14 protein-coding genes are annotated in these 17558 nt (G+C 41.0%); 9 read left to right on the plus strand and 5 right to left on the minus strand.

What is annotated here, in order from left to right; translation table 11 throughout:
* Nucleotides 1-68: 68 nt before the first annotated feature.
* Nucleotides 69-989 (minus strand): catechol 1,2-dioxygenase, encoded by a 921-nt coding sequence (gene catA / locus FTV11_RS08425; protein ID WP_078193335.1) that lies wholly within the window; start codon nt 987-989, stop codon nt 69-71.
* A gap of 281 nt (nt 990-1270) precedes the next feature.
* Between catA and FTV11_RS08430 the strand changes: the two genes are divergently transcribed.
* The 5 genes from FTV11_RS08430 (at nt 1271) to FTV11_RS17105 (ending at nt 7688) form a co-directional block, all read left to right on the plus strand.
* Nucleotides 1271-2185: a LysR family transcriptional regulator gene (locus tag FTV11_RS08430; RefSeq protein WP_180073804.1), complete on the plus strand. Its 915-nt coding sequence runs from the start codon at nt 1271-1273 to the stop codon at nt 2183-2185.
* A 191-nt stretch (nt 2186-2376) separates the two neighbouring features.
* The gene (locus tag FTV11_RS08435) at nt 2377-3750 is read left to right on the plus strand and encodes an MFS transporter (protein WP_180073805.1); all 1374 of its coding nucleotides are present in this window, start codon (nt 2377-2379) and stop codon (nt 3748-3750) included.
* Nucleotides 3751-3876: 126 nt separating this feature from the next.
* Entirely contained in the window at nt 3877-5190 is a 1314-nt protein-coding gene (locus FTV11_RS08440; protein WP_180073806.1) for a DcaP family trimeric outer membrane transporter, read from the plus strand.
* A 369-nt stretch (nt 5191-5559) separates the two neighbouring features.
* A complete protein-coding gene (locus FTV11_RS17100) occupies nt 5560-6027 on the plus strand; it encodes a Plug domain-containing protein (RefSeq protein WP_257223212.1) in 468 nt (155 codons plus the stop codon).
* On the plus strand, nt 5985-7688 hold the full coding sequence (locus FTV11_RS17105) for a TonB-dependent receptor family protein (protein WP_373685423.1): 1704 nt from the start codon (nt 5985-5987) through the stop codon (nt 7686-7688). Before FTV11_RS17100 ends, FTV11_RS17105 begins: the two co-directional genes overlap by 43 nt.
* Nucleotides 7689-7796: 108 nt before the next feature.
* On the opposite strand, the gene FTV11_RS08450 is transcribed toward FTV11_RS17105, so the two are convergent.
* Both FTV11_RS08450 and FTV11_RS08455 read right to left on the minus strand, forming a co-directional pair.
* On the minus strand, nt 7797-9233 hold the full coding sequence (locus FTV11_RS08450; RefSeq protein ID WP_180073807.1) for an amidase: 1437 nt from the start codon (nt 9231-9233) through the stop codon (nt 7797-7799).
* Nucleotides 9234-9353: 120 nt separating this feature from the next.
* Nucleotides 9354-10778: a PLP-dependent aminotransferase family protein gene (locus FTV11_RS08455; RefSeq protein ID WP_180073844.1), complete on the minus strand. Its 1425-nt coding sequence runs from the start codon at nt 10776-10778 to the stop codon at nt 9354-9356.
* 197 nt (nt 10779-10975) lie between these two features.
* Between FTV11_RS08455 and FTV11_RS08460 the strand changes: the two genes are divergently transcribed.
* A complete protein-coding gene (locus tag FTV11_RS08460) occupies nt 10976-11791 on the plus strand; it encodes a hypothetical protein (protein WP_180073808.1) in 816 nt (271 codons plus the stop codon).
* A 215-nt stretch (nt 11792-12006) separates the two neighbouring features.
* Here the strand turns inward: FTV11_RS08460 and FTV11_RS08465 are convergent, their stop codons facing one another.
* The gene (locus tag FTV11_RS08465) at nt 12007-12165 is read right to left on the minus strand and encodes a hypothetical protein (RefSeq protein ID WP_180073809.1); all 159 of its coding nucleotides are present in this window, start codon (nt 12163-12165) and stop codon (nt 12007-12009) included.
* 121 nt (nt 12166-12286) lie between these two features.
* Complete coding sequence (locus tag FTV11_RS08470; protein WP_078190721.1) at nt 12287-13168, minus strand: LysR family transcriptional regulator; 882 nt, start codon at nt 13166-13168, stop codon at nt 12287-12289.
* A 163-nt stretch (nt 13169-13331) separates the two neighbouring features.
* Between FTV11_RS08470 and FTV11_RS08475 the strand changes: the two genes are divergently transcribed.
* The 3 genes from FTV11_RS08475 (at nt 13332) to FTV11_RS08485 (ending at nt 17503) form a co-directional block, all read left to right on the plus strand.
* On the plus strand, nt 13332-14849 hold the full coding sequence (locus FTV11_RS08475; RefSeq protein ID WP_180073810.1) for a CoA-acylating methylmalonate-semialdehyde dehydrogenase: 1518 nt from the start codon (nt 13332-13334) through the stop codon (nt 14847-14849).
* A 15-nt stretch (nt 14850-14864) separates the two neighbouring features.
* Nucleotides 14865-15758, plus strand: coding sequence for a 3-hydroxyisobutyrate dehydrogenase (gene mmsB / locus FTV11_RS08480; protein WP_180051036.1), 894 nt, complete (start codon nt 14865-14867; stop codon nt 15756-15758).
* Nucleotides 15759-15847: 89 nt separating this feature from the next.
* Nucleotides 15848-17503, plus strand: coding sequence for an AMP-binding protein (locus tag FTV11_RS08485; protein WP_180073811.1), 1656 nt, complete (start codon nt 15848-15850; stop codon nt 17501-17503).
* The last annotated feature ends 55 nt before the right edge of the window (nt 17504-17558 follow it).

Genomic DNA, 17558 nt, shown 5'->3' on the forward strand with positions numbered 1-17558 from the left:
CCAATGAGGGGATAGTCGCCGAGTTGTCAAACTTGGATGAGACAGCTCGGCTTCCTTTGAGTGGGTAATTAAGCGCTAGCGCGTCGACGATCAACTTCAGTATTTGGTGCTGCAGCTTGTTCTTTAACTAACTCAACATTAAAGCTAATGTGTTTAAACGGCTGGTTTAGACCACGACGTGCAATTTCAGCTTCGTCTGTGATATCAACAGCAGTTGCCACCAGACCATCACGAGTTGCAAAGGCAAAGTCGTCCCAAAGGTATTTATCACCTTCGATGTTGAATTGAGTGGTTAACTTGCGGTAACCCGGTGCAGAGATAAAATAATGTACATGTGATGGACGGTTACCATGACGGCCTAATTTGTCTAAAACAAATTGGGTTGTGCCTTCTGGAGGACAGCCATAACCAACGGGCATCGTAGTTTGTGCAACATATTTACCGTCTTGGTCAGAAAGAATGGTACGGCGAAGGTTGAAGTCAGATTGAGACTTATCAAAGAAAGAATAGTTACCTAGGCTGTTGGCATGCCAAATTTCAACTTTAGCGCCTTCAATGATGTTGCCTTCGGTATCTGTTACTGTACCTTCAATAAACAGAGTTGGAATTTTATCGGTTTCCGTACCATCATCCATACGAGCAAAGCCCACTGATTCAGGTGCGCCAGCCACATATAAAGGGCCTTCAATGGTACGTGGTGTACCACCTGTAATACCTGCTTTCGCATCAGCTTCATCGGCACGTAAATCTAGATAGTGCTCTAAACCTAAACCAGCGGCTAAAAGACCTAATTCGTTCGCTTGACCCGCATCTGTAAAATACTCTAGACCTTTCCATAGTTCAGTTTGAGTAATATCTAGATCTTCAATCGCTTGGAATAAATCACCCAATAAACGTACCACAACTTGTTGTACACGTTGGTCAACAGGCCCTGTTGCTGTATCTACGTTCATTTGTTTAACCAGAACATCAATCTCTTGACGGTTCATACTATATCTCCTTAAGTATGCATTTAAGTATGGGTGGCTATCACTCGATAAAAGAGGTCTTTGGCTGCCACGTTCCTTGTTTGGTTGTCTAACAATACTTTTTAAGTTGTTTCATGTAGCGGCTGAAGTTTCTTTCAGGGAATGGGCTGCACGATGTTTTTGATCTGTTGGATGGGATTAAATTTGCTTAATCCTGTCTATGTGATATACCTTAAAAGAATAAAATCTTCACGTCGAAGATCAAATTTGCATTTTATTATACTTAATAGGTATCGATAACCATGGAACTAAGACACTTAAGATACTTTGTCGCAGTGGTTGAAGAGCAGAGTTTTACCAAAGCGGCAGAAAAACTATATATAGCTCAACCACCTTTGAGTCGGCAGATTCAAAATTTGGAACATGAGCTTGGAATTCAGTTATTTGAACGCGGTAGCCGACCGCTTAAGACTACGGAAGCAGGCCAATTTTTTTATCATCATGCTTTAAAACTTTTGTCTAATGCAGAAGAAATTAAATCGATGACGAAACGAATCGGTTTGACCGAAAGAACAGTGACAATCGGTTTTGTGAGCTCTTTATTGTTTGGTTTACTCTCGAATATTTTGTATTTATTCAAACAACAACATCCACATTTAAAAATAGAAATGGAGGAAATGGCCACCACTGAACAAATCAAAGCATTAAAAGAAGGCCGTATAGATGTCGGCTTTGGGCGTTTACGTATTTCAGACCCTGCAATTAAACGGGTTTTACTGCGTGAAGAACGCTTAGTGGTAGCCTTACATGCCAGTCATCCTTTTGCACAAAAAAAGGAAGGTATATATCTTGCAGATCTGATCGATCAGCAATTGATTTTTTATCCAAATCACAACAAACCAAACTTTTCGACCCAAGTGCGTGGCATATTTTCAGAGTATGGTTTGGAACCTAAAAAAGTACGTGAAGTTCGTGAATTACAACTGGCATTGGGCTTTGTTGCGGCGAACGAAGGGGTTTGTATCACCCCAATGAGTGCCCAAAGTGTGCAATTAACACATTTAACCTTTGTTCCTATCTTAGACGAAGCCGCGATTAGCCCTGTATTTATGGCTGTGCGTAATATGGATGAAAGCGAAGATATTCGTGGTTTATTTGATAGTGTTTATCAAGTGTATGATTTAGAAGCGATTCCATATGATCGTGCTGTGTTTTAAGTAATGTGTTGATAGACGTTCAGATGAACTGCAGTTATGAAATGATCTATTTAAATAAAGCGGAATCAAGGGATTAATTTGTATTTAACTTTTTAGGTATACAAACATGCCTAATCGGTTTTGGACATTAAGCACCAACTTATTCATTGTGAAAAGCGAATTTTACAAGCTTCACAATTAGGAGGTGGGCTATGCAAAACCAGAAAATTAATATTAATACCTTGGTTGATGAAGCCAAATTTACGCCATTTCATTGGGGTGTTTTGATTTGGTGTCTTTTGATTATTATTTTTGACGGTTATGACTTGGTGATCTATGGCGTTGCCTTACCTTTGTTGATGCAAGAGTGGTCATTATCTGCGGTACAAGCCGGCTTACTGGCAAGTACGGCTTTATTTGGCATGATGTTTGGTGCCATGTGTTTTGGCACACTGTCCGATAAAATTGGTCGTAAAAAAACCATTATGATCTGCGTCGGTATTTTTAGTGGTTTTACCTTTTGCGGCGCTTTTGCAAGTACTCCCGTTGAGTTTGGTATTTTACGCTTTCTTGCCGGTCTAGGCATCGGTGGCGTTATGCCGAACGTGGTCGCGTTAATGACAGAATACGCGCCAAAACGTATACGTAGCACCTTGGTTGCACTAATGTTTAGTGGTTATGCCATTGGTGGTATGGCTTCAGCATTATTGGGTGCTTGGTTAGTGCCAGTATATGGCTGGAAAATCATGTTTTATATTGCGATTATTCCATGTCTTGCACTGCCTTTAATTTGGAAATTCCTCCCTGAATCATTGATGTATTTAGCCTCTAAGCATCAAACAGATACGACTCGAACAATTGTCTCTAAAATTGCCCCTGAACAAGTCCTCACAACAGATACTCAATTTGTACTCAATGAGGTTTCTGAAGAAGACAAAGCTCCGTTAAAAGCATTATTTCAACAAGGCCGTAGTTTCAGTACGTTTATGTTCTGGATTGCATTTTTCATGTGCTTATTGATGGTTTATGCACTTGGAAGTTGGTTACCAAAATTGATGATTCAAGCTGGCTATTCGCTAGGTGCAAGTATGATTTTCCTCTTTGCACTGAATATTGGTGGAATGGTAGGTGCTATTGGTGGTGGTGCTTTGGCAGACCGATTCCATATCAAGAAAGTACTAAGCATCATGTTCATGTGTGGCGCATTGGCTTTAATCTTACTGGGCTTTAACAGTCCGCAAATGGTTCTGTATACCTTAATTGCTGTAGCAGGCGCAGCTACCATCGGTTCGCAAATCCTACTTTATACCTTTGTCGCACAATACTACCCAACCACGGTACGTTCTACAGGTATGGGCTGGGCATCGGGTATTGGACGAATTGGTGCAATCGTTGGACCTGTGCTTACAGGGGCACTGTTAACGATGAATTTGCCGCATCAAATGAACTTCTTGGTGATAGCCATTCCCGGTGTTATTGCTGCATTGGCGATCTTTATGGTGAATTTGCAAGCGTCTGTAGAGGCATCTACTCAAGGTCAATCGCCAAAACTCAATACGCAAGCTATCAAAAATCCAGCGAATTAAGCCGATATTTAAAGATTTAACATTACCCCAAAATTTTAAGTTTCCAGGCCCTGATGCACAGCATGAGGGCTAGTGGGAAATTGTGACAAAAAATAAGGAAAGGGCATTGCCCAAATCGAGGTCAGGATGAAAACTCAAAAGCTAAATTTAGTCAAAAAAACCTTTAAAATTAAACCGATGATACTAGCTTGTGCAGTCGCGTTCCCCATGTGGACACATGCGGCAGTCAGCGAAGCTGAAGTTGAACAGTTGCGTGATGAAGTCAAAGCATTAAAAGCCATGATGCAGCAATATGTTCAGCAGCAAAACACTTTGTCGAGTGAAATCAAAGACGTAAAACAAGGATCTGTAGTTGCTGCGCAGAATCAAAAACCGACTCAAACACCGAGCCTGAGTTTAAATACCAAATCGGGCGCTGAGTTTAGCTTGTATGGCAATGTGCGAGCAGATGCATCTTATCAGACAGAAGGCGGCAGCTTATCTCGCCTGTATAACCAAATGAATAGTGTTCCGCTAGAAGGGAATGCTGAAAGTTCAGATCGTTTAAAAGCAACACTTGCTGCCACACGTTTAGGACTAGACTTTAAAACGCCGACTCAAGTGGGAGATGTAGGTGGTAAAATTGAAGTCGACTTTTTGGGTGCAAATGATGGACTACGTATTCGTCATGCCTATTTAACCTATGGTGATTGGTTGGTGGGGCAAACATGGTCTAACTTTGCTGTACCTGATTATATGCCTGAAACCATTGATGCATTGGGCTATGTCGGTGGTGCTGTTAAACGTACACCGCAAGTTCGCTATAGTCACAAATTTAGTCCAGAGACAAATCTTGTACTCGCTGCAGAAGATTCTAAGGATGACAGTTCAAATATGCGTTTGCCTGCATTAACAGCGCGGTTAAACCATAAAATGACAGATACACTCATGTTGAGCGCACGTGCGATGGGTGCTGAAAAGAAAACGGATACGGATACAGAAACCGCATGGGGACTTGGTCTGGGCGCAAAGCTAGATTTGACGGATAAAACAGTGCTCAAAGCGGATTATTACCATGTCAAAGGCGACAGTAGTTTTGTGTCATGGACCAACCAAGGTTTTGTGACCAATGCGGATAAAGACATCATCGCCACCAATGAATTTGACTCGATTACAGTAGGTTTAACTCAACAAATTTCAGCACAATGGCGCGGAACATTGGGCTATGGTTATATGAAAGCAGATAATAATGCAGATTATGTCAACTCATTAGTCGATAAAACCAAGACCAATAAAAACTTGTGGCAAGCTTGGGCAAATTTATTTTATAGCCCTGTTAAGCCGATTTGTTTAGGTCTGGAATATGCCTATGGTGAACGTGAAGCTTTTGGCGCTGCACCAAATGGCAGTACCAAGGGTGAAGATAACAGAATCAATGCAGTCGCGATGTATAACTTCTAATGTCGTTACAGAGAATTGTTTAATTTAAATTGGCTTAGAAATTTCAATATCAATTTAACGAGAGCGTGATTGAAAGTATGTTCAGGATTTGACATCTAACTTTCCGACAATCTTTCAATTCGTGCTCTCAATCCATACATGCCCTTGATCTTTATCGATTGAGGGCTTTTATCTTATTTAGAAACTTTTATTTTTTGACTAAAAAATATAATTATCTGTTTTATTTCATTTAACAAATCATTTGAATATAAAAATACGAAGAAGGATATTGATAAAAATCATGAATTTTGAAATATTTTGATACATACATGACGATAAAACATACTACAATCCTTGCCGTCAATTTCGTTTCACTTAGAAGACGCAATCATGGATGTCCCTCAATTTTCCAAATATAACAACACGTCACTTAAGCTTTTAAGCCTGATGATGCTCACCGCGATGGCACCATATAGTGTTGCAGATAGCAATGTATTACCTGAAATCACGATCAACGTTGAACAAAGTTCAATGGATGATCAAATAAAAAAAGCACTGACCAAAGTAAATGGTGCAACCAATGCGATCGTTGCAGCAGACATTCAAGATGTACCCAAGCGAACAAATGCTGATTTATTTAAAAATCAACCGGGGATATACGCGGCATCTTCAGGAAATGAAGGGGTGAAACTGTCGATACGTGGCTCGGGGATCAATCGTGCACCGGGGGCGCATGCTTCAGGGTTGTATGTAACCTTAGATGATTTGCCATTTACAGGGCCAGGAGGAACACCTTATGAACTGCTTGAGCCGCTGTGGGTAGACCATATAGAGGTTTTACGGGGGCTAATGGTTTAACACGTGGCGCATTAAGCTTGGGTGGTCTAATTAACTATGCCAGCCCAACTGGAAAAAATGCAGCAAAACTGTCAGTGCATCATGAAATGGGTAGCCACGGTTATCAGAAAAGTGAAATCAGCTCAGGACAACAAATCGGTGACTTAGACTATTATGTTTCATTAACGCAAAGTGATGATGATGGTTTTCAAGATCATTCCTCAAGCCAGAGTAAAGGTATATCGGCCAATGTGGGATATCAATTAAATCCTCACCTAGATACACGATTTTATCTGCGTTACCGAGAGACTGAACACCAAACACCGGGACGACTAACCCAACAACAGATTGAACAAGATCCAAAACAAGCATTAGCCCTAAATATCTCGCTGAATAATAATCGTCCGCAGCCGGGAAGTCTTTGGTTGGCGAATAAAACCAATATGACTTTGGACTCGGGCGATCGTTTACAGTTGGGGCTGGCCTATCATCATTATCCGATGGATTTGCAAGAAGGTTTGTATAGTACCGATGTTGACTATGACGATATCATTACCTTATTTAACTACCAATTTGACCGAACGCTATGGGGGCATGAAAGCCAAAATACTTTAGGTTTTCGTAGTACCACGCATTTGCCAGATGGTCAGGTCGTTGAACGCTTGCGTGTAGCGCAAGGCGCCTATGCTGCGGATACAGAAACGCGGCATTATACCTACCAAGGTGGTGACTATGTTTTACATTATGCCAATGCCTTGGCACTACACCCACAGTTTTGGCTCGATAGTCGAGTTGCATTGGCGTACACCCATCGTGAAAGTGAAGTGACATGGCCTGTGCAAAGTCATAAAGAAAATATTCGTGAATGGAATGTCCTGCCATCGCTTGGTTTTCGATATCAAATCCAACCTGAAACTCAGCTCTTTGCCAATGTCAGTCGAAGCTTAGAAGCACCACATCCTTGGGCTTTAATTTGGGGTTCGGATCAATACTTCCCCGATGGTAGTGGCGCAGCAACGGGACGCCAAAGTGCTCCGATTCATTTGAATAGTCAGACAGCGAACACTCTTGAACTAGGTGGGCGTGGTCAACATGCACTAGGTGAGTGGAATATTGCATATTACTATTCACAGGTTAAAAATGAACTGTTGGCTGTTGAAATCCAATCAGAGCCTAAAAAGATTATTGCCGAATCGAATGCTTCAGACACCATTCATCAAGGGATTGAAGTCGGTTTAAACAGTTTACTTTGGCAAAATGATGTATATGGACAAGTTCAACTGAAACAAGCCTATACCTTGAATGATTTTCGGTATAAAAATGATGCGGTATTTGGAAAAAATGAGCTGGCAGGTATACCAAAACACATCTATCAGGCTGAACTCAAATACGAACATCCTTTAGGCTTTTATACTGCGGTGAATACACTTTATGCCACAAAGGTCGCAACTGACTATGCCAATAGTGTCTATACAAAAGATTGGCAAATTTGGGGAGCATCGTTCGGTTATATACAACCGCAAAAACAGTATATGGCGTGGTTGGATTTCAGAAATATAGCTAATAAAAAATATGCATCTACCGTCACACCGGGTTATAACGATGCCGGCAAAGATCCTGCTCGTTTAACACCGGGTGAAGGTCGGGCGGTATATGCAGGACTGACGTATCATTTTAATTAAGCATCTTGTATTCAAATACAGTGATCCCTTAAAAAGCCTTATTCTGCGGATTTAAAAATAAAAAAGGGAGCCAATCAGCTCCCTTTTTTTAAATCTTTGATTGAGTTGTTAAGCAGTACGAGGCATATCTTGAATACGTCGCCATGGCTGAGCTTCTTCAATTTCATACGCTAGTTCGATCAAGGTTTTTTCATCACCGACATCGGCTGAAATTTGCATACTGATCGGTAGTCCGTCGTTTTGCGTTTCTCCCATAGGAATCGACATACCCGGCGCACCCACCACATTTTGGATAGGTGTAAATGTCACATAGTTCTGTATACGCTCAAATAACTGGTCAAACGGTAATTGAGGTGACAAATAGCCAATTTTAGGTGTGGTATGTGCAAGTACAGGCGATAGCAAAACGTCATAATGCTTAAAGATTTCACGATATTGTTGCTGCATTTTCTTTAATCGATACAGAAATAGCGGGGTTTTATAAAAGTTCTTTTTATACAACTTCGATAAACCAACGGTTAAGTGATCTAACTCTTTTGGATTAAAGTCAGCGCCAAAGATTTTCTTGCCAAAGGTACTCAGTAAAAAGGATAACATCCCCCAATATTCACTAAAATCTTCAACAAAGCTTAAGGAAAAAGGTAACTGAAGTTCTTCAACATGATGGCCTAATTTTTCTAAGAGTGCTGCACTATGCATTAAGGTTGCAGTTGTTTCGCTATCTATTTGCCCTGTAATCGATTGCGGGACTAAACCGATGCGTAATCGACGTTTAGAAGGCCCATGAATCATGCCTATGCGTGGCAGCTTTTTATTGTAATAACTTGATTCCATTCCTGCATAGAAATGAGCAGTATCTCGTATGCTACGGGTTAGGACACCTTCACTGATGATATTAATCGGAAGAGAGCCTGCTGCTTCACTGTCATAAGTACGGCCACGGCTAGGCTTTAATCCAATCAAACCGCAGCATGCAGCAGGGATACGAATCGAACCACCGCCATCATTGGCATGGGCAATCGGCACTACACCGGCTGCAACGAGAGCTGCGGAACCCCCTGAAGATGCACCGCAGGAATAACCTAAATGCCAAGGGTTATAGGTGGCTGATCCATCTTTATATTCGGTGCTGGCATTTAGACCAAATTCAGGGAGCTTGGATTTTCCTAATACGACAAACCCTTGATCTAAGATTTGTTGGCTAATTTGAGGATTACGATCGGCTGGTTTTAAACCTATGGCCTTTGAACCATGGCGTGAGGGCAATCCTTGATAATCTAGATTATCTTTAAAGAAAAAAGGGACGCCCGCGAATAGACCATGTTCAACATATTGATTTTGCTCTAAAGCACGCTGAAAACAGTCCAATTCAATGGCATTTAGATGCGGGTTCACTTGTTCCGCACGTGCAATGGCCGCTTGTGTTATTTCCTGTACAGAGGCTTCTTTAGATTTGATGAGCTGTGCAATCCCCACAGCATCCAGATCTGTGAGTACATCCGAACTAAAGGCATGTATGCGTTGACTGTGTTTTTGATCTTCCATGAACGAACCTATTTGTTTTTTGAATTTTGGTAAATGTTGAATGAATTCGTTGTTATCTCAACAACAAATATATGTATTTGAACTGTATTGCTTTGAGCATAATAATGACAATAAAAATTGTCAAATATTCGTCTGATCTGAGGAAAGTGCAGAGATTGTACTAAGGAGGGCATCTAAAGCCTGTTGAATCTCATCCTTCCATGCAAAGGAACAATTTAAACGGATATATTGAGTTTTGGCTTCCGCAACATTAAATAAACGGCCTGGAGCAACACCGATCTGCTGTTGAATTAAGGCTTCATAGACCGTCATACTTTCAACATGTTCTGGTAATTTTAACCAAAGAAAATAACCACTTGGATGATATTGTAATTTGCATCCAGTCGGTAGACAGCTTTCTAAATAACGGTAAAACTGTAATTTGTGTTGCTGTAGACTTTTTCTTAGGACCCGTAAATGTTTTTCATAATGATAATTTGAAATAAATTCCACCAAGGCATTTTGCAATAAGGTATTGACGGAAATAGTACTCATGAGTTGTAAGTGTTGAATCGCTTGAGAGTATTTACCGGCGTGCACCCAACCAACCCGAAATGCAGCACCTAACGTTTTAGAAAAAGATGAGCAATGTAAGACCATATTATTTTGGTCAAAGTATTTCATTGAAACGGGTTTCTTGGATGCATAATGCATTTCCTCATACACATCGTCCTCAATTAAATGCACATGATATTGGTGTAATAACACGGCAATTTTTTGCTTGATTTCATCGCTGACTGTAAAGCCCACAGGATTATGCGAATTCAGCATCAACCAACAGATCTTGACGGGATAAGTTTTTAGAATATATTCAAACGCGGTTAAATCAAAACCGTCTTGTGGATGTTCCGGTAAGGTCACCACTTTAAGGCCTAAGCGCTCTGCAGCTTGCAAGGCGCCATAGAAAATATTTTGCTGTAACACGATATAGTCACCCGGTGAGGCTATGGCCTGTAAGGAAAGATTCAGTGCATCCATACAGCCTGAGGTAATCACAATATCCTCTGGATCAGTGGCTATGCCTTGCATGCAATAACGCTGTGCAATCAACTTACGAAGGGCTAAATTACCGGGTGGAAGATTATCAATGGCATCGTAACTTTTGGGATTTCGGGAAATTTGCCCCATGATTTGGGTTAACTTTTTAGAAAAAACAATGTCTTGAGCTGGAAAAGCTGATCCCAATGGAACGATTTTTTCATCTTGTATTGATTTTAAATACTTAAAGACCAGAGAGTTAATTTCAACCGGCGTGTTTAAGGACACGATTTGAGCGTGTTCAGCCTCTATTTCGACTAAGCCTTGCGCCACATAGTAGCCTGATTTTTCACGTGCATAGATTAAGCCACGCGATTCCAACTCCTGATAGGCATTCATGACCGTGATCAAACTAAAACCGGACAACTGCACTTGTTCACGCAAAGACGGGAGCTTTTCGTGCGCTTTTAAAGTGCCATTTTCAATCAGTTGACGTAGGTGCTGAGCAAGCTGTTCCGATTTATACATAGTCATCAACAAGACAAGATTCTGTTATAAATATATCAGTAAAATTAATTATGCATTATATTTTTATAACAGATGAGGCTGTACTGTTATATGTTTTTTCAAATTCACTGTATCTAGTTTTAAGCTTGAATTTTTTATAAGGTGCATTGACCACAACATTTGTGGCGTCAAATGGTATGGAAGTTAGGGAGTTGAGTATGTTTAAAGCCAGTGAATTAGAACTGTTACAACATTTACTGGTGGATGTTCCATTGACAGATTCAACGCTGCATCTGCTGCAACAACAGCATACTAATTTAGAAGCGGTGCTGTTACGCAGTCGAATTTTGCGTCAAGTACAGCAAGTGGGCTATGTCAGTATTTGTCAGGAGCATATGAATGCCAAGGCTGAAAATGCGGCTTTTTTATTTGCACCCTTTATCTTAGCGAATTTGAATCAGAAGGTGATCTACGCTACACCACAAAGCCCTGAAAATGTTGCGATATTAAATCGTTATTATCAAGCGGAGGCTAAACTTAGCGCATTTAAAGTTGATGATGTTTTATTGGGACTCAATGTCTACATTGAGCTACATAATGAACAACTATCGCCAGCAGAATACTTCTATTTTAGTTTGATCAATAGCTTATGTAATCCGAAAGTTTCCAAAATCATTTGTATTACACATCTAGATATCGACTTAGAAAAATTAAAACAGCTCGCTGAATTTTTAGATGTTGAAATCCATGTCTTGGCGGATAAAGTTGAACCGATTGATTTTGATCTAAATAAAATCAATATGTTAAAGCTGCTATTTAAAGACAAAGATCAGCAATATATCGATTTATGCCAAAAGTTTTCGTTTATCAATGCGAAAATTTTACATCGATTAGGTTTATATGAGTTTGACCGTGCGCAAGTCTTGGTAGAAGACATGTTTTATTCAGAGCATATCTTTGAAAAAATGTCGGTCTACGGTGAATACATTCAAACGCATCTTCAGCACCAAGTTAAAAAACAGAGTCCTGCATAAGCGATAAAGATGACTAATTAAGTTTATAGCTGTGAATTGATCACTTTAAAAATGCAAAAAGCTTGTAAATCTAGACTTACAAGCTTTTTTTAAATTCAAATTTAAACCAATTTATTTGGCCTAATGATCAATTCAATATGATCTGATCACTAGCAAACATGAAATGTAAGATATACATGCAATAGCGAGTTGCAATAAGTGAATAATACTGTCGCTTAAGTTAGATAGGAATTATCTGCACCAACGACAAACGCTACACCAATACAGAATAAAAGCACATAGATCGAGAACCAAATAATGGCACGTTTAAAGGCCTTATCTGAAATTTCACTGTCTGCATATTTTTGCGGTTTTTTAGGCTCTTGATTGCTCATAAGATGTACTCTAAATCCCTAGTGGTTATAGGTGATTATTGGGGTATATCGCCTGAAAGCATAGATACAACATTCATCTAAATTTCTATAACAGTTATAGTTTGGAAGAAGCCATCCTGACTTAATCCATTAATAAACTATGATATTGGTCAGTTCTTTTTCTCAAAAAGTCCCAAACCAGTTTAATACGCGGCTCATGCTGTAAATCGACTAAGGTCAGCATCCAAAAGGTATGCACAAAACGAACATCTTGCGCCAAGACTTGTTCTAATTCGGGTTTTTCCTCGGCCAAAAACTTGGGCAATATTGCCAATCCTGCACCCGCACTCACAGCAATTTGTTGAGCCAAAATACTACTACTTCTAAAGTTTGCATTGAGCTGAATAGGTAAACGTTCTAAACAATACAGTTCTGGGCTATAGACTAGATCATCTATATAGTTCACAAAAGTGTGTGATTTTAAATCTTCTAATGTATGAATGGGTTGCGTGTTTTTTAAGTATTCTTTACTGCCATAAATCTTTAAACAATAGTCTGCTAGTCGAGTAATGATATAGGGGCCTGATTTCGGTCGATCGATGGAAATAACAATATCTGCTTCACGATGTGAAAGCTTGATCATTTTCGGTACAGGAATAAGGTCGATAGTCAGCAGAGGGTATTTTTTGGACAATTCTGCCAAGAGCTGTGTCAAAAATGCCGTTCCAAACCCTTCGGGTGTGCCAATTCGCACACGACCTTGCATAGGTTGGTTGGGTTTTTCGATTTGTAAAAATGCCTGTTCCATTTGTTCAACGCGAGGAACCAGTGCCAAACCGTCTAGAGTGAGCTCATAACCTGTGGCTTCACGTTTAAATAATGGCGTGCCTAAAGCCAGTTCTAGCGCATGTATACGTCGAGAAACCGTACTGTGCTCAACACCGATAATACGTGCGGTATTGGTTAGGGTTTTCGCACGAGCCAAAACCAAAAAATACTGTAAATGATCCCAATCTACTTTCATTGTTATTGTCATCCCTGTGCATATTTGCACATCAATCGTGCGTGAATCTCTATTGGTAGTCAAAATTTTCTTTGCTAGTTTGAAGTGAATTGGAAAATATAAATATAAGGCTTTTGGATATTTTCTAAGTCAGTACAAAACAATAAGTGCCTATGGAGAGGTCATGAACACAATGTCAAATATTCAGTCAGCGACGGCTAAATTATTAATTAACGGTAAATTTGTAGAGTCAAACACTACAAAGTGGCAAGACATTCTAAATCCAGCAACTCAAGAGGTTTTGGGTCGTGTTCCAATGGCGACTATGGAAGAAGTGGATGCAGCGATTGCTTCAGCGCAAGAGGCGTTTAAAACTTGGCGCTTAACCCCCGTTCAAGCACGTATGCGTATTATGCTGAAACTACAAGATCTGATCCGTAGCAATATGAAAGACATTGCCCGTGTACTGACTGCTGAGCAAGGAAAGACGCTAGCAGATGCTGAAGGTGATATTCAACGTGGTTTAGAAGTCGTTGAGCATGCGTGTTCGGTTGGCACACTTCAAATGGGCGAATATATAGAAGGTGTTGCACGTGGTGTGGATACCTATACCTTGCAGCAACCTTTGGGTGTATGTGCAGGAATTACGCCATTTAACTTTCCTGCGATGATTCCACTGTGGATGTTCCCAATGGCCATCGTCTGTGGAAATACCTTTGTTTTAAAGCCATCTGAACAAGATCCATTATCGACCATGATGCTTGTCGAACTTGCGATTGAAGCCGGTATTCCAGCAGGTGTATTAAACGTAGTGCATGGTGGTAAAGACGTTGTTGATCGTTTATGCACACATCAAGCTATTAAGGCCATTTCATTTGTAGGCTCTACAGCCGTTGGTACACATGTATATAACCTTGCAGGACAGCATGGAAAACGTGTGCAGTCGATGATGGGGGCCAAAAACCATGTGGTGGTGATGCCAGATGCCAATAAAGAACAAACCTTAAATGCTCTCGTTGGTGCAGCATTTGGTGCAGCAGGTCAGCGTTGTATGGCTTTGTCTGTTGCTGTCATGGTTGGTGAAAGTAAAGAATGGGTTAATGAACTGGTTGAAAAAGCCAAAACTCTGAAGGTCAATGCAGGCCATGAACCGAATACCGATATTGGCCCAGTCATTTCACCTCGCGCAAAAGCACGTGTATTGGATTTAATTCAAAGCGGTGTAGAACAAGGCGCAGAACTGTTGCTGGATGGTCGTGATGTTCAAGTCATTGGCTATGAGCAAGGAAACTTTGTCGGAGCGACGATTTTTAATCAAGTTTCAACCGATATGCGCATCTATACCGAAGAGATCTTTGGGCCCGTTTTAGCCATTATTCATGTCGATACTTTGGAGCAGGCGATTGAATTGATTAATGCTAATCCATTCGGCAACGGTGTTGGACTGTTTACACAAAGTGGTGCAGTTGCTCGTACATTCCAAAGTGATATCGATATTGGTCAAGTGGGTATCAATATTCCAATTCCTGTACCTGTACCTTTCTTTAGTTTTACAGGATCGCGTGGTTCAAAACTGGGTGACTTAGGTCCATATGGTAAGCAAGCAGTTCAGTTCTATACACAAACTAAAACCATCACCAGTCGTTGGTTCGAAGATACACAAGAAAAAGGTGAAGTGAATACCACCATTAACCTACGTTAATTTAGGAGTTCAAGGATGAATATTGCCTTTATCGGTTTAGGAAACATGGGCGGAAAAATGGCCCAAAACCTACTCAAAGCAGGTTTTACGGTTTACGGTTTCGACTTAAGTGAAATTGCGATTCAGCATTTTACTGAAGCAGGTGGCATCGTTTGCCACAGCCCACAAGATGCCGCGAAACAAGCAGATGTCTTGATTAGCATGTTGCCTGCTGCCAAGCATGTCAAAGAGGTGTACTTGGGAGAAAATGGTGTATTGGCGGTAATGAAAGCAGGAAGCTTATGTATCGATAGCAGTACCATTGATCCGCAAACCATTAAGGATATAGCCGAGGCGGGTGCTGCACATCAGATAAAAATCTGTGATGCACCTGTTTCAGGCGGAACTATTGGTGCTCAGGCAGGTACATTAACCTTTATGGTCGGTTCGGATGATCAAACCTTTGAAAAAACCAAAGCGGTATTGGGCCACATGGGTAAAAACATTGTGCATTGTGGTGATGTGGGTGCAGGTCAAATTGCGAAAATTTGCAATAACTTGATTCTTGGTATTTCCATGGCAGCCGTTGCTGAAGGTATGGCGCTCGGTGCGCGTCTAGGGATTGATCCTCAAGCCTTAGCAGGTGTGGTGAATAGTTCGAGCGGACGTTGCTGGAGTTCGGATGTATGTAATCCATGGCCGGGTATCTCAGCAAATGCACCTGCGGGACGTGGCTATACCGATGGTTTTGCAACGCAGTTGATGTTGAAAGATCTAGGATTAGCTGTAGAAGCCGCAGGACAAGTCAAACAGCCGATTATTTTAGGCGGACTGGTTCAGCAGATGTATCAACAGCTGTGTTTACAAGGTAATGCACACTTAGATTTTTCAAGCATCGTGCAGCAATATTTACCTAAGGATGCTGAATAATCGCATTGAACACCAATCAGGCCTAGGGATGGCTAACAATACAAACACTCGTGTCGGAATAACAATAAATTGAGACTGAGGTAGAGAAGATGTCGAATTATCAAGATGTTTCAAAGGCATTTGACTTAAATTATGCTGCCAAAGAAATGTTATCAGGCTCTTTAGAGCAATTAAATGCATGTTATGAATGCTGCGACCGTCATGCGATTGATCAAAATAAGGTTGCACTATATTGGCAAGGCAAAGATGGGCGGAAAGAACAATATACCTTTGCAGAGCTACAACAGTGGTCGAGCCAATTTGCCAATTTTTTAAAGTCACAGGGTGTGCAAAAAGGTGATCGTGTATCGGGTTTATTACCTCGTACAGTTGAATTACTTGTGGTGATTTTAGGGGCTTGGCGAATAGGTGCTGTATATCAACCGCTGTTTACCGCCTTTGGCCCCAAAGCCATTGAACATCGTTTACACCTTGCACAAAGCAAATTGGTGATTAGCGATGTTGGTAATCGCAGTAAATTAGATGAAGTTGCACATTGTCCTCAAATCGTTACTGTTGCAGATCCAGCGGGTCAAGGGATACAACAGGGAGATTTAAACTTTTGGGATGAAGTAAACGCACAGTCTACAGATTGTGAATTTGTCTTACAGAGCATCAATGATCCATTTCTTCTAATGTTTACCTCTGGTACTACAGGTCCTGCAAAGCCCTTAGAAGTCCCGCTTAAAGCTTTGATCGCTTTTGGTCAATATATGAAAAATGCGGTAGGGCTACGTGAAGATGATTCGTTTTGGAATATTGCCGATCCGGGTTGGGCTTATGGTTTGTATTACGGAATTACTGGGCCACTTTTACTTGGACATGCAACACTCTTTTACGAAGGTGGTTTTAGCATTGATAGTTTGTGTCAGATCGTAGATGACTACAAAGTGACGAACCTTGCAGGCGCACCGACAGCGTATCGGATGATGATGGCAGCTGATCCTGAACAAATGGCAAAACTCAAAGGTAAATTTAGAGTCGTGAGTAGTGCTGGAGAGCCGCTTAATCCTGAAGTGTTCCGCTGGTTTAAACAAGTCCTAGATGCACCGATCTTTGACCATTATGGTCAGACTGAAGTTGGTATGGTGGTGTGTAATCACCATGGTTTACAACATGATATTCGCGCAGGTGTCGCAGGTTATGCCAGTCCGGGATATCGCGTGGCGGTTGTTGATGAACAAGGGCAAGAGCTAGATGCAGGAACGCCAGGAGTACTGGCTGTTGATATCAGTCAATCACCGATGATGTGGTTTGGTGGCTATAAAGAAAGTCGTAAGTCACCCTTTGTAAAGCATTATTACCTCACGGGTGATACCGCAGAATTACACGCAGATGGCAGTATGAGCTTCGTTGGTCGTAATGATGATGTGATTACCACATCAGGTTATCGTATCGGGCCATTCGATGTAGAAAGCGCTTTACTTGAGCATGATGCAGTGATTGAAGCAGCGGTCATTGGTGTACCTGATCCAGATCGGACAGAAATCGTAAAAGCTTTTGTAATTTTAGCTGAGCATGTCACAGCGTCAGAAGAGTTAGCAGAGCAGCTAGGGCAATTTGTGAAAAAGCGCCTATCTGCACATGCTTATCCACGATTGGTGGAGTTTGTTCAAGAACTGCCGAAAACTCCAAGTGGAAAAATTCAGCGTTTCTTATTAAGAAATCAAGAGATTGCGAAACAATCCACGCAGCATGCAAGTTAAATGACGTAACGATTAACTCTAAATGAATGCCGAACAATCAGGATCAAAATCAAGC

The organism is Acinetobacter sp. YH12231, assembly GCF_013417755.1.
Lineage (GTDB): Bacteria > Pseudomonadota > Gammaproteobacteria > Pseudomonadales > Moraxellaceae > Acinetobacter > Acinetobacter amyesii.

What these genes read in the sequence shown, in the direction of transcription:
- FTV11_RS08470 (WP_078190721.1), bottom strand. Translation starts at nt 13,168, where the DNA reads ATGAAAGTAGATTGGGATCATTTACAGTATTTTTTGGTTTTGGCTCGT.
- FTV11_RS08440 (WP_180073806.1), top strand. Translation starts at nt 3,877, where the DNA reads ATGAAAACTCAAAAGCTAAATTTAGTCAAAAAAACCTTTAAAATTAAA.
- FTV11_RS08460 (WP_180073808.1), top strand. Translation starts at nt 10,976, where the DNA reads ATGTTTAAAGCCAGTGAATTAGAACTGTTACAACATTTACTGGTGGAT.
- FTV11_RS08455 (WP_180073844.1), bottom strand. Translation starts at nt 10,778, where the DNA reads ATGTATAAATCGGAACAGCTTGCTCAGCACCTACGTCAACTGATTGAA.
- FTV11_RS08450 (WP_180073807.1), bottom strand. Translation starts at nt 9,233, where the DNA reads ATGGAAGATCAAAAACACAGTCAACGCATACATGCCTTTAGTTCGGAT.
- FTV11_RS08435 (WP_180073805.1), top strand. Translation starts at nt 2,377, where the DNA reads ATGCAAAACCAGAAAATTAATATTAATACCTTGGTTGATGAAGCCAAA.
- catA (WP_078193335.1), bottom strand. Translation starts at nt 989, where the DNA reads ATGAACCGTCAAGAGATTGATGTTCTGGTTAAACAAATGAACGTAGAT.
- FTV11_RS08485 (WP_180073811.1), top strand. Translation starts at nt 15,848, where the DNA reads ATGTCGAATTATCAAGATGTTTCAAAGGCATTTGACTTAAATTATGCT.
- FTV11_RS17100 (WP_257223212.1), top strand. Translation starts at nt 5,560, where the DNA reads ATGGATGTCCCTCAATTTTCCAAATATAACAACACGTCACTTAAGCTT.
- FTV11_RS08430 (WP_180073804.1), top strand. Translation starts at nt 1,271, where the DNA reads ATGGAACTAAGACACTTAAGATACTTTGTCGCAGTGGTTGAAGAGCAG.
- FTV11_RS08465 (WP_180073809.1), bottom strand. Translation starts at nt 12,165, where the DNA reads ATGAGCAATCAAGAGCCTAAAAAACCGCAAAAATATGCAGACAGTGAA.
- mmsB (WP_180051036.1), top strand. Translation starts at nt 14,865, where the DNA reads ATGAATATTGCCTTTATCGGTTTAGGAAACATGGGCGGAAAAATGGCC.
- FTV11_RS08475 (WP_180073810.1), top strand. Translation starts at nt 13,332, where the DNA reads ATGAACACAATGTCAAATATTCAGTCAGCGACGGCTAAATTATTAATT.